At 63.2% G+C, this 13,145-nt stretch carries 9 protein-coding genes; all 9 read right to left on the minus strand.

Annotated features, from left to right (window positions below):
* Positions 1 to 249: 249 nt before the first annotated feature.
* Positions 250 to 2,730: a TonB-dependent siderophore receptor gene (locus MFF34_RS14890; protein WP_238214942.1), complete on the minus strand. Its 2,481-nt coding sequence runs from the start codon at positions 2,728 to 2,730 to the stop codon at positions 250 to 252.
* A 91-nt stretch (positions 2,731 to 2,821) separates the two neighbouring features.
* Positions 2,822 to 3,784 carry a FecR domain-containing protein gene (locus MFF34_RS14895; protein WP_238214947.1) on the minus strand — a complete coding sequence of 321 codons (963 nt, stop codon included), beginning with the start codon at positions 3,782 to 3,784 and terminating at the stop codon, positions 2,822 to 2,824.
* The gene (locus tag MFF34_RS14900; protein WP_238214948.1) at positions 3,781 to 4,296 is read right to left on the minus strand and encodes a sigma-70 family RNA polymerase sigma factor; all 516 of its coding nucleotides are present in this window, start codon (positions 4,294 to 4,296) and stop codon (positions 3,781 to 3,783) included. The genes MFF34_RS14895 and MFF34_RS14900 overlap by 4 nt, the downstream gene beginning before the upstream one ends.
* Before the next feature lie 68 nt (positions 4,297 to 4,364).
* A complete protein-coding gene (locus MFF34_RS14905; RefSeq protein ID WP_238214949.1) occupies positions 4,365 to 5,699 on the minus strand; it encodes a di-heme oxidoredictase family protein in 1,335 nt (444 codons plus the stop codon).
* Complete coding sequence (locus MFF34_RS14910) at positions 5,696 to 6,997, minus strand: ABC transporter substrate-binding protein (RefSeq protein WP_238214950.1); 1,302 nt, start codon at positions 6,995 to 6,997, stop codon at positions 5,696 to 5,698. Before MFF34_RS14910 ends, MFF34_RS14905 begins: the two co-directional genes overlap by 4 nt.
* On the minus strand, positions 6,984 to 9,026 hold the full coding sequence (locus MFF34_RS14915; RefSeq protein ID WP_027592836.1) for a TonB-dependent siderophore receptor: 2,043 nt from the start codon (positions 9,024 to 9,026) through the stop codon (positions 6,984 to 6,986). The genes MFF34_RS14910 and MFF34_RS14915 overlap by 14 nt, the downstream gene beginning before the upstream one ends.
* 411 nt (positions 9,027 to 9,437) lie before the next feature.
* Positions 9,438 to 11,048: an ABC transporter ATP-binding protein gene (locus MFF34_RS14920; RefSeq protein WP_027592835.1), complete on the minus strand. Its 1,611-nt coding sequence runs from the start codon at positions 11,046 to 11,048 to the stop codon at positions 9,438 to 9,440.
* Between the two features lies 1 nt (position 11,049).
* Positions 11,050 to 12,069, minus strand: a complete 1,020-nt coding sequence (locus MFF34_RS14925) for an ABC transporter permease (RefSeq protein WP_027592834.1) — start codon at positions 12,067 to 12,069, stop codon at positions 11,050 to 11,052.
* Between the two features lies 1 nt (position 12,070).
* The gene (locus MFF34_RS14930) at positions 12,071 to 13,144 is read right to left on the minus strand and encodes a microcin C ABC transporter permease YejB (RefSeq protein ID WP_027592833.1); all 1,074 of its coding nucleotides are present in this window, start codon (positions 13,142 to 13,144) and stop codon (positions 12,071 to 12,073) included.
* Position 13,145 lies beyond the last annotated feature (1 nt).

The following is a 13,145-nucleotide window of genomic DNA, read 5'->3' on the forward strand; positions in this document are numbered from 1 at the left end:
CCACATTTGTTTCGGGCCAGTTATTCCTGAGGCATGGGCGCGCGGCCCCTTGGTGCCCACCTTGATATCGAGTCGGACAAACAAGGCGGTCGCGCGCAGACTTCACAGGCCTCACTGGCCCGAAACAAACGTAGGAGCGAGCGTTGCTCGCGATGCGCCGCGCGGGCGGCGCTCGATCTGACAGGCTCTGCAAATCCATCGCCATGCACCCGGCGGCCCTATCTCAATCTACCGCCACCCACCCTCACATCAAAAACTGGCCTTGACCGACACCATGAAATTACGCGGCTCCCCATAATAATTACCAAACGTCTCCGTCCCGATACTGGCGTAATAACGCTTGTCGAACAGGTTGTTGCCGTTAACCGCCACCGACCAGGTATCGTCGATCCGGTAACCGATCCGGCCATTCCACACCGCGTACCCCGCCTGGCTGATCTTCTCGCCACTGGCAGGCGAAACCCGGAAGTTATCGCTCTGCGCATTCACCCCGGCACCCAGGCTGAACCGCTCAAAAGCGCCACCGAGTGCGTACTCGCCCCACAGGCGCAGCACGTGCCGAGGCACATAGCTGTTGAACGCCGCGCCGTTCAGGCTGGTGTCGATATCGTCGAGGGTCTTGGTCTGGGTGTAGGTGTAGCCCGCCAGCAATTGCAGGCGCTCGATGACTTCACCACTGATCTCAGCCTCGAAACCCTGGGCGCGGACCTTGCCGGCGTTCACGTAGCAATAGCCATCCGAGGAGGGGCACGACGAGTTGTAGTCGGTCTGCGCCTGGTCCTTCTGAATGGTGCGGAACAGGTTGAAGGCACCGTTCAAACGCCCGTCGAACCAGGCCCCCTTGATCCCCAGTTCATAGCTTTGGCCTACCAGCGGTTTGAGCGCCGAACCTTGTTCGTCCCGGTAGCTGCCTTGCGGGGTGAAGATGTCCGAGTAGCTGGCGTAGGCCGTCAGGTTTTCGTTCAGGTCCAGCAGCACGCCGGCAAAGGGCGTGACCTGCCCGGTCTCGCGGGCGTTGGAGTGCTGCGGCGGCGTGGCGGTGTCGATGAAGACGGTATCGGTCTCGGCGTTATACCAACTCACCCGGCCCCCCATCACCAGGGTCAACGGGTCGGCCAGTTTCAGGCGCAGGGTCGAGTAGAGGCCTTTTTGTGTGGTCACGGACTTGACCGGGCCACCGCGCGACGAGTGCTCGATGAAGTAGCTGTCATCTGGCTCAGGGATGAACTTATCGGGGTTGAACACGTTCTGCCGTTGCGCAAGGAACGCCACCGAGTAGAAGTCATCTTTCTTCGAGCGGCTGGCGTTCATGCCCAGCACCAGTTCATGTTGCTGGCCGAAGGCAGCGAACTTGCCATCCACATAGGCATCCAGGCCGTAATCGACCTGGTCATAGTCATACATACTGCCCAGCATGCCAGTGGTGTCGATGCCGGGGGTCACCGCACCGGAGGCGAAGGCGTACTTGATGTCCTGGGTGTTCTTTGTATAAACACTCGCCACCTTGAGCTTCCAGTCTTCGTCGAGCTGGTGGGTGAGGTCGGTGAACACCGTGGTGCGCTGGCTGCGCCAGGTATTCCACGAAGGGTCGAGGCAGGTCGAGCGGCTGAGGTTCAGATCGCTGCGGTCCCGGTAGCGTGGCAGGCCGCCCCAGCACGGGTTGGCATCCACGTCCTCGTAGGCAACGCCTAGGCCCAAACTTGTGTCGGGGCTGACATCGACGTCGAGGGCGCCGTAGTACACCTGGTCCTTGCGGTTGGCGTCGTCGACGGAGTAATGCCGGCTCTGCTCCGCCACGACTGCCCGGCCACGCAAGGTGCCGGCTGCGTTCAGCGGCCCACCGGTGTCGAGCTGCCCGCGGTAGTTGTCCCAACTGCCCCCGGACAGGGTGATGTCGGTATGCGCCGCCGCCAGGCCACGCTTGCGCACGAAGTTCACCCCGCCAGCGGTACCGCCCGACCCTTTCATCATGCCGGCTGCGCCGCGCAACACCTCGACCCGGTCGTAGTAGGCCATGTCACTGCTGAAGCTGTCGGCCTGGACATAGAGGTTGCCCATGTCCAGCGGCACACCGTCGTACTGGTACTGGCCCGACATGCGGAACCCGCGCGAATAGAAGTATTTGCCGCCCATGGTCGAGTCGTACACGGTGATGCCGGGCGTCTTTTCCATGACCTGATCGATGGTGTACAGGTTCTGGTCGTCCATCATCTTGCGCGTCATCACCGTGACCGATTGCGGCGTCTCCTTGAGCGAGTGCTCGCCCTTGCCGATGGTCACCGCGCCCGTGGTGTACGAGCCGCTGTTCTCAGTGGTTGCGCCCAGCACCTGGCTGGTGATGTTGGTGGCCCCCAGCTCCAGCGCCGAGCCCGACGACGGCACCGCCTGCAGCACATAAGTGCCGTTTGACCGCGGCTCGGCCTGCAGGCCGCTGCCTGCCAGAATCTGGGTAAAGCCCTCGCTGACACCGAACGCACCTTTGAGTCCGGGGCTCTGCAAACCGTCTGTTTGCCGGGCATCGAACGAAATCGCAGCGCCCGCTGCACTGGCGAAGCGGCTGAGGACTTCAGTCAGGCTGCCCCCCGCAATATTGTACGACCGGACGGCATTTTGCTGCGTCGGCTGCGGCGCTGCATTCGTCGTCATGGGCCAGGCGCCGGCGGTGGTTGCCGCCAACAGCCCGACATTTATTGCAGTCGCCAGACGACCACGCTTGAACACAGCAGACATACCTATCCTCCCCCTGAAAACGATCAATAGAACCCTTTGGGGGATGAGCCGAACGTCGTGTAAGAAAAGTGCAAAACCCGCGAAAGTTTTTTCAGCCCGCTGGGGAAGGGGGCGGCGATACGGTGACCCAAAAACGGCTGTAGCGCGTGACGCGCAGCGCAAACCCGGTTTCCAGTGCCGCCAATGCCCGGTCGGTGTCATCGATGGGGAACGCGCCAGAGACCTTCAACTGGGCAATGCGTGGATCACAGCGCAGCACCCCGGTGCGATAGCGTGAGAGGTCCGCCAGCAGTTCGCCCAAAGGGCGATCCAGGGCGATGATGCTGCCTTGTTGCCAGGCCCCTACAGAGGCGTCATTGCGCCGTATTGCCCCTACCGAACGGTCAGAAAACGCAATGGATTGCCCAGCTTCCACACGCACTGCCAAAGCACCGCTGGATGCCCTCACTTCCACCGCCTTCTCGAACACGGCCACGTCACCCTCCAAGGCTTGGGAGCGAACCAGAAAACGCGTGCCCAGCGCCCGTACCTGGCCATGCCGGGTGCGCACAATGAACGGCCGTTGCGCGGGGTCGGCCGCCGTGGTGACCAGAATTTCGCCGCGCAACAGTTCCAGCACCCGTTGCTGGCCGTCGTACATGAGGTTCACCGACGTGTCGGTGTTCAGCAGCAGCGAGCCGCCATCGGGCAAACGAAACGCGCGGCGTTCACCCACAGCGGTGCGGTAGTCAGCCAGCAGTTGTTGCGAGGTGTCGCTGCGCCAACCCAGCCAGCCCAGCGAAGTGGCCGGCACCAGTATCACGACACTGCGCAACAGCTGGCGCCGAGAGCGCTCGGCGCCGCGCAAGGCAGGGGCCGCCAGGGCGCTGGGCACGCCGGCCATCTGCTCGCCCACGGCGGCCATGCGTTGCCAGGCCTGACGGTGGGCCGGGTCGGCAACCAGCCAGTCGTTCCAGGCGCTGCGGTCGGCGTCGGTGGCGATGCCGGAGTGCAGCCGCGCGTACCAGCGCGCGGCGACGCTGATGGCGTTCAACTCGGCGGGCGACAGGCTCATGCCAGTTGCAACTGCATCAAACAGCAATGCTCCATGGCTTTGGCCATGTAGTTGTTGACGCTGCGCACGCTGATGTTCATGTGCTCGGCAATCTGCGGGTAGGTCAGGCCGTCGAACTGCGACAGCATGAACACCTGCTTCACCTTCGGGCCAAGCCCTTGCAGCAGGCGGTCGATTTCTACCAGTGCCTGCAACAGGATCGCCTGTTCCTCCAGCGAAGGCTGCAACGCCTCCGGCAGGCTAGCCAAGGCCTCCAGGTAGGCCTGCTCCAGTGAGCGCCGTCGGAACAGATCGATCAGCAGGCCCTTGGCGATTCGCGACAGGTAGGGGCGTGGCTCGCGAATATCCAGCGCACTGCGTGCCTTGATCACCCGCACGAAGGTGTCCTGCGTCAGGTCGGCGGCATCGAACGCATTGCCCAGGCGTTTGCGCAGCCAGCCATTGAGCCAGCCGTGATGTTCGCAGTACAGATCATTGACGGCGCTACGCAGGGATAGATCGTTGGCGGGCATGGTGATGGAATGGTTCGCGAGTGGTAATGAATCTTATTGTCGTGCGGACTGTGGTTTTTTTGCAAGCGCTACAAAGATTCAAGAAACGCACGTATCGCCTGCCGCTCGCCCTTGCCCAGCGCCGCATAGCGCTGCCGGGCCACTTCTGCTTCACCGCCATGCCAGACAATCGCTTCTTCCAGGGTGCGCGCTCGGCCGTCGTGTAGATAGCCGCTGCCGGGGGTAATCCGTTCGCTCAGGCCAAGCCCCCACAGCGCCGCCGTGCGCCACTGCCGGCCGTTGGCGAGATAGTCTTCACGGCCATCGGCCAGGCCGGGGCCCATGTCGTGCAGTAACAGGTCGGTATACGGCGCGATGCGTTGCTGTGTCAGGGCGGGATAAAGCGGGTGTGTGCCGGTGATCAGCTCGGGGCGGTGACAGGCGGTGCAGCCACTGGCAGCGAACAGTTTTTCGCCCTCAATGACCGCAGGTTCGGCCTGTTGTCGACGGGCCGGTACGGCCAGGTGAGCGAGGTAGAAATGCAGGTCGCCGAGTTGCAGGGCGTCCAGCTCCGGCTCGCCGCCGTGCGCCGCGTGGGCACAGGCCTGTTGAGGGGGCGTGCAGTTCTGCACCGGGGCGAGCGGGGAGGTGATGCCAAGATCACCTAGCATGGCGTGGGCGATCTGTTGGCGCAGGTCCGGCTGATTGGCCTTGAGGCCAAAGCGGCCTGCCTCGGTGCGTTGTCGCTCGACACTCCACACCTGATTGACCTGCCCCGTAACGCCATCTGGTTTGGCTTCGGAGGCCATGGCGTGCAGGGTGCGCTCATCGATAGCCTCCAGCAAACCAAGGCCAATGACCGGCGAACCTACGCGTGCCGACGTTAACACCGCGTCCAATGGCCCATAAGCCAGCTCACGCAGCTCGACACGCGGCTTGCGCAGCATGACGGTTTCGCCATCGCCCAGCGGCACCGCCTGCTCCTCCCAGTGCACATGGGCGCGCCCTTCACCCGGCACGCCCGGCACACCCTGGTCGTTCAGCTGATCGCCGTAGAGGGGGTGCGGCTTTGGCCCGCCATGGTCGTCGTGCCCCGGCAGGGACAAGCGCAGCAACATACTGCGCATCGGCTGCCCGTGTTCAGGTGCCTGGCCGCGGCCGTTCTTGGGGTGGCAGGCGATGCACGACACCCGGTTGTACAGCGGCCCAAGGCCATCCACCGCCTCGTCTCGGGACGGTGCAACCACCCAGGCCTGGCGGAACAGGCTGCGCCCGCGGAAGAAACGTTCCAGTTGGCCTTCGTCCAGCCCGCTGAACGGTTGGGCGTAGGCTTCACGGTTGGCCGCCGTGTGCGTGGTCGCGGCGCTGGCGAGCAGGCTCGTCAGCACACCCATCGTTAACCAAGCGGCGCGCACGGCAGTCATTGCCCCAAACCATCGAGCAAACGGGCGGCCTCTGCCCGGTGAAGCGCGGCCTGGAACTGCCAGCTGATTTCCCGGCGGCCGAGTTCGTCCGCGTCGGTGGCCGGCGCTTGCGTCATGCCCTGGTCCTGGCGCGCCGCGAACAGTGCCAGTAAGGGCTTCGCCTCGGCGTGTTCGGCATCCAGGGGCGGTGCGGTCAACTGTTGGCGTATGGCGGTGACGTCCAGCCCAGCGTCTTCGGCCGCGTGCAGCCGAGCCCAGAGCTCGCCCAAGGCTTCATGGGGCATGCCGAGCCAGTGGGTGAACAATGAGCTGATCAAGGCCAGGCGTTCGCGTGAGCTGCCGTTGCCATAGTCATAGGCACCCAGGCCCGCAGCAACGAACGGGTCATGGTAGTCCGCCGGCAACTGCCGATAGACACTGGGGCGCACGGGCAGTTTGCGGATATCGGCATCGGCCAGCAGCCCTTGGCCTGCTTCCGACAGCACGAACTGCGCAAACGCTCGGGCACCCGCCAATGCCTGGCTGTGGGCGGTAATAGCGATGAAGGCTGGGTTAAGGCCGCCAAGCGCCGGATAGATGAAATCCACCGGCTCGCCATTGGCCTTGGCCGAGGCGACAAAGAAATCGATCGACAACCCGACTGCTGCACGCCCGCTGGTCACTTCATCACTGACCAGGGTGCCACCCCGCGTTACCAGGCGCGCCTGGCCGGCCAGTTCACTCCAGAGGGCCCAGCCACGTTCCCAGCCATAGGCACGCAGGACGATATCCAGCAGGACCGGTGCAAAGCCGACCCGGCCTGGGTCTGGCAGCGCAATGCGCCCGCGCAGTCGTGGGTCGAGCAAGTCTGGCCAATCCCTTGGTACCGGAACCCCCAGTTCGCCCAGTGACGTGGCGTTGATGGCAAAGCCATAGCCCGCGAGCTCGGTTGCCTGGTACAGCTGGCGTTGGTCACGCAATGACAAACCACCGATCTGTGCCGGCAGGCCCTTCAGGCTGATCCCCAGGGGTTGCCAGCTACCGGCTTTCGCCAGCCGGGCGAAGTTGCCCGGCGACGGTGCCCAATAGACATCGACACCGCCCTGCTGTGCTTGCAGCAGATAGGGCAGGGCATCGAAGCCCTGGCGCCAGAGGATGTGCAGGCGATAGCCCGGGTGGGCTTGAGCAAAGCCATCCTCGATCCGCATCATCACCTCTTCGGGGTAGCTGGTCATGACCACCACGGTTTGCGGGGCGGCGTTCAGCAGCGTGCTGACCGTCAGCAGCAGGCCCGCCAGCCAGCGGTTACAGCGGCACATTGAATTGCACGAAGTATTGACGGCCCATTTCAGGGTAGCCCTCGCTGTACTCATACAGCCGGTCGAACAGGTTGCGAATGCCGCCCTCGATCAGCACATCGTTGCTGAAGCGGTAGCCGCTTTTGAGGTTGTACACCGCGTAGCCGGGCGCCATCTGGTTGCCGTCCGAGGTGTTGTAGCGACGCGATGCGGCCTCCACGCTGGCAGTGTGTTGCCAGTCACCCAGATGCCACGAGGCCGAGCCGAACGCGCTGTGGCGTGGGGTGTCGGTAGGGTGCAGGTCGTGGTCGCTGAGGTTCTCGCGGTCGAGCCAGGTGTAGTTTGCCGCCAATTCCCAGTTGCCCAGGTCGCCGTTGATGCCAAGCTCCACACCCTGGTTTCGCGCTTTGGCAATGTTCTGGTACTGGCCACAGGGCGCGGCGCAGTTAGGTTGCGCGGGCACCGTGACGTTTTGAATGGAGTCCTCGATGTTGGCCACGAACAGCGCGGCGTCCAGCTTCCATTGCGGGGCGATCTGGCCGCTGTAGCCGAGCTCATAGTGAGTCGCCCGCTCAGACTTCAAGTCGGGGCTCGGGATCACCGTGCCGAAGCGCGTCGAGTAGCGGTCTTTGATAGTCGCGAAGCGGCTTTTGCGTGCCACGGTCAGGCGCAGTTGGCCGTCGTCGTGGGTGCCCAGCAGCGGGTTGGTATTGGCGAACAGGCCCAGTTGCGCGTTGACGGCGTCGTTGCTGCCGGTGGGTTCGTCATAGCGCGTGGCCTGCGATGGCGAGCTGGCGTTAGTGCCATAGTTCTGTGCATCGAGGCTCTTGCGGTAGTTGTACGAGACGCCGCCCACCACGCTGAAGATGTCGTTCAGGCGCAGGGTGTCTTCCAGGGCAATCGATTGAGTCTGGTCGCGGAAGTGGGTCTGGGGGTTGGCGCCATCACGCGAGCGATGCACATCGTCTTTGAAGTGATAGGCAATGCCCAGGCGGTTGGCCTCGCTCAAGGCGAGGTCGCCTTCCACCGAAAAGCCGCTGCTCTCGTCATCGTATTTGCTGGGGAAGCCCGGCTGCAAAGCGCCGACCACGCCATTGCGATAGGTGAAGCTTTCCAGCGAGTTCTTGAAGGTGTCGTGGTACACGCGCGTTTTCAGGGCGTGCTCGCCAAAGCCGGTCTTGGTGGCGATGAAGACACTGGTGTTGTCCGACCGCGGCCACTCCCACCAGCGCGCACGTTGGCCGGTGGTCGGCAGGTCGCCGGCATACGGCGGTTGGCCCTTGCTGCCTTCCTGCTGAACGTAGCCGAGCACGTACTCGTCGGTTTCACTGGGGGTGAAGCCCACTTTGAAGCTGAATTTGCTGTCGCGGTGGTTGCTGTTCTCGCGCCGCCCCGTGCCCTGCTGGTTGTTGGTCGGCTTGAAGTCATCGGGCAGCAGGGTGTAGTCGTAATCGACATACGACACGCCGCCCTGAACCCACCACAGGCCCTGGTTGGAACCCACGTTGGCGTAACTGCGGTAGGCATTCACGTTACCGTGATCGGTCAGCTCCAGCCCCCCACCCACTTCGCCCTCGAACGCTTGCGTGGGGCGGCGGGTCACCAGGTTGATCGCCCCACCCAGGGTGTTGGGGCCGTACAGCAGCGAGGCGAAGCCCTTGTCCACCTGGATGCGTGACAGGTCGTAGGTGGTGAAACGCCCCAGGTCGATGTTGCCGTCGTAAGGCACGTAGGTGGGAATGCCGTCGATGAACACCGGCACCTGCAAGCGATCGAAACCGCGCACGAATACCACCTGCTCGGCGCGACCGCCGATGTAACCGAGGTTGACCCCAGGGGCCAATGTCAGCGCGCTGCCGACGGTCTCGCGGTCGTGCAGCCGAATGTCTTTCAAGTCGATGACGCTACCACCCGTGGACAGCGTTTCGTCCCGTGGTGCGGAGATCTGGATTTCGCCGAGGTTGAAGGTGTTGTTCTGTTCGGCGACAGCGGGTTGAGCACCGAGGGCTGCGACGGCAACCATCACGGTGCGCGGTGTTAGCGGCTTCATTACTGCTCCTGGGTCGGCCATGGCAGTGGCGGGCCTGGCGACGTTATATATTGTTGTATATAGCGGTAGGCGAAATTAACCGACCACGACCTCCCCAGGGCGTGATCAGTCAGCGATCGCAAAAAGAGATAGCAGGATGGCAGATAGCCAACCGCGGGGAATCCTAGCGTTGTTTACGGGGGGTTACAACGATGTATACAAAAATATATAGCGTGTGCCGAGATCGGTAGGGAGGGAGGTCGCAATGGTGCCCCTCCGGTCATGCGCGATCGGTGTAGGAGCAGCCTTGTGCTGCGAAGAGGCCGGTGGCAGCGCTGAAGATTCCCGGTGGGGTCACGGGCCTCTTCGCAGCACAAGGCTGCTCCTACAGTGGAAGGCGTATGCCTTGAGGATCAAACAACGCTCCGAAACCTAGCCCGCCGTCTCAACTTCCAAAAATGCCGCCTCCAACAACTGCCGCGTATACGCATGCTGCGGCGCGTGGAAGATCGCCTGCGCATCCCCTTGCTCTACCACCTGCCCCTGCTTGATTACCATCAACTGATGGCTCAGCGCCTTGACCACTGCCAGGTCATGGCTGATGAACAGGTAGGTCAGGTTGTACTTCTGCTGCAAGCTGCGCAGCAACTCCACCACCTGCCGCTGCACCGTGCGGTCCAGCGCCGAGGTGGGTTCATCCAACAGGATCAACGCCGGTTTCAACACCAACGCCCGGGCAATCGCAATGCGCTGGCGCTGCCCGCCCGAGAACTCATGCGGGTAGCGGTGCCGTGTCCGTGGGTCCAGCCCCACTTCCTCCAACGCAGCAATGATCGCCGCTTCCTGCTCTTCAGCGGTGCCGATGCGGTGAATCCGCAACCCTTCACCTACGATGTCTGCCACGCACATGCGTGGGCTGAGGCTGCCAAACGGGTCTTGGAACACCACCTGCATCTCTCGCCGCAGCGGGCGTACTGCCTTCTGGTTCAGCCCTGCGAGGTCCTGGCCGTGAAAGCGAATGCCGCCCTGGCTTGAAATCAAGCGCAAGATGGCCAGCCCGAGCGTCGACTTACCCGAGCCACTCTCGCCGACAATCCCCAGCGTCTGCCCTTGGGGCAAGCTGAAGTTGATGCCGTCCACCGCCTTCACATGGTCCACGGTGCGCCGCAAGAAGCCTTTCTTGATGGGGAACCAGACCTTGAGGTCATCCACCTCCAGCAACGGCGCGCCGACTGGGTTGTGGGCAGGCTGGCCGCTGGGTTCGGCATTGATCAGCATCTGCGTGTAGTGATGCTGCGGTGCACTGAACAGCGTCGCGCAATCCGCCTGCTCGACAATCTGCCCGCGCTGCATCACGCACACGCGGTGGGCAATGCGCCGCACCAGGTTCAGGTCATGGCTGATCAACAGCAGCGCCATGCCCAAGCGTGCCTGCAGCTCCTTGAGCAGGTCGAGAATCTTCAACTGCACGGTCACGTCCAGCGCGGTGGTGGGTTCGTCGGCAATGAGCAGTTCTGGCTCGTTGGCCAGCGCCATGGCGATCATTACCCGCTGCCGCTGCCCACCCGACAGCTCGTGGGGCAGGGCCTTGAGGCGCTTGCGCGGTTCGGGAATCCCAACCAGTTCCAACAGCTCCAGCGTGCGTGCGGTGGCTTCCTTGCCGGTCAGGCCTTTGTGCAGCAGCAGGATTTCGTTGATCTGCTTCTCGATGCAGTGCAGCGGGTTCAGCGAGGTCATCGGCTCCTGGAAGATCATGGCAATGCGGTTGCCACGGATATGCCGCAAGGCCTTCTCGCTCTGCTGCAGCAGGTCTTTGCCCTCGTAGCGGATGCTGCCGCTGGGGTGGCGGGCGAGGGGGTAGGGCAGCAGGCGCAGGATCGAGTGGGCGGTCACCGATTTGCCCGAGCCGCTCTCGCCGACCAGGGCCAGGGTCTCGCCCTTGCGAATGTCGAAACTGATGCCGTCGACCACCCGGTTGACCTGCTCGCCAGTGACGAACTCCACCGCAAGATCACGCACTTCGATCAGGTTATGTTCGCTCATGTCATTTCCTTGGGTCGAAGGCATCGCGGGCGGATTCGCCGATGAACACCAGCAAGCTCAGCATCACCGCCAGCACGGCGAATGCGCTGATGCCGAGCCATGGCGCCTGCAGGTTGGATTTGCCTTGGGCGACCAGCTCGCCCAGCGACGGCGAGCCAGCCGGCAGGCCGAAGCCGAGGAAGTCCAGGGCGGTCAGCGTGCCGATGGCGCCGGTGAGGATGAACGGCATGAAGGTCATGGTCGAGATCATCGCGTTAGGCAGAATGTGCCGGTACATGATCGCGCCATTGCGCATGCCCAGGGCGCGGGCGGCGCGCACGTATTCAAGGTTGCGGCCACGCAGGAACTCGGCGCGCACCACGTCCACCAGGCTCATCCACGAGAACAACAGCATGATCCCCAGCAGCCACCAGAAGTTGGGCTGCACGAAGCTTGCGAGGATGATCAGCAGGTACAGCACCGGCAAGCCCGACCAGATCTCCAGAAAGCGCTGGCCGGCCAGGTCGACCCAGCCGCCATAAAAGCCCTGCAAGGCACCGGCGATGACGCCGACGATGGAACTGAGGATGGTCAGGGTCAGGGCGAACAGCACCGACACGCGGAAGCCGTAGATCACCCGCGCCATCACATCACGGCCCTGGTCATCGGTGCCCAGCCAGTTGTCCGCCGAAGGCGGGGCGGGGGCCGGGACCTTGAGGTCGTAGTTGATGCTTTGGTAACTGAAGGGGATTGGCGCCCACAGCACGAAGCTGTCTTTCTTGGCCAGCAGTTCGCGGATGTACGGGCTCTTGTAGTTGGCCTCCAGCGGGAACTCGCCGCCAAAGGTGGTCTCCGGGTAGCGCTTGAACGCAGGGAAGTACCACTCGCCGTCGTAACGCACGGCAATCGGTTTGTCGTTGGCGATCAGCTCGGCGCCCAGGCTCAGGCCGAACAGGATGAGGAACAGCCACAACGACCACCAGCCGCGGCGGTTGGCCTTGAAGCGCTCGAAGCGCCGGCGGTTGAGAGGGGACAGTGCCATGTCAGTGCTCCCGGCTGGCGAAGTCGATGCGTGGATCGACCAGGGTGTAGGTCAGGTCGCCGATCAGTTTCACCACCAGCCCCAGCAGGGTGAAGATGAACAGGGTGCCGAAGACCACCGGGTAGTCGCGGTTGATGGCCGCCTCGAAGCTCATCAGGCCCAGGCCGTCGAGCGAGAAAATCACCTCGATCAGCAGCGAGCCTGTAAAGAAGATGCCGATGAAGGCCGAAGGGAAACCGGCAATCACCAGCAGCATGGCGTTACGGAACACGTGCCCGTACAGCACCCGCGAGCGGCTCAGGCCCTTGGCCTTGGCGGTGACCACGTATTGTTTGTTGATCTCGTCGAGGAAGCTGTTTTTGGTGAGCAGGGTCATGGTGGCGAAGTTGCCGATGACCAGTGCGGTGATCGGCAGCACCAGGTGCCAGAAGTAGTCCAGCACCTTGCCGGTGGTGGACAGTTCATCGAAGTTGTTCGAGGTCAGCCCCCGCAGCGGGAACCAGTCGAAGTAACTGCCACCGGCGAACAATACGATCAGCAGGATGGCGAACAGGAACGCCGGGATGGCGTAGCCGACGATGATCGCCGAGCTGGTCCAGACGTCGAAGTGGCTGCCGTGGCGCACGGCCTTGGCGATGCCCAGGGGGATGGACACCAGGTACATGATCAGGGTGCTCCATAACCCTAGCGAGATCGACACCGGCATCTTCTCGATGATCAGGTCGATGACCTTGGCATCGCGGAAGAAGCTGTCGCCAAAATCCAGCTGGGCGTAGTTCTTGATCATGATCCACAGGCGTTCGGGCGGCGACTTGTCGAAGCCGTACATACGCTCGATCTCGGCAATCAGCGCCGGGTCCAGGCCCTGCGCGCCGCGGTAGCTGGAACCGGCCACCGAGACTTCGGCGCCGCCGCCGGCGATGCGGCTGGTGGCGCCTTCGAAGCCTTCGAGCTTGGCGATCATTTGCTCGACCGGGCCGCCGGGCGCGGCCTGGACTATGATGAAGTTGATGATCAGGATGCCGAACAGGGTCGGGATGATCAGCAGCAGGCGGCGCAGGATATAGGCCAGCATC

The sequence above is a fragment of the Pseudomonas sp. PAGU 2196 genome (genome assembly GCF_022179005.1).
In the GTDB taxonomy this organism is placed as follows: domain Bacteria; phylum Pseudomonadota; class Gammaproteobacteria; order Pseudomonadales; family Pseudomonadaceae; genus Aquipseudomonas; species Aquipseudomonas kermanshahensis.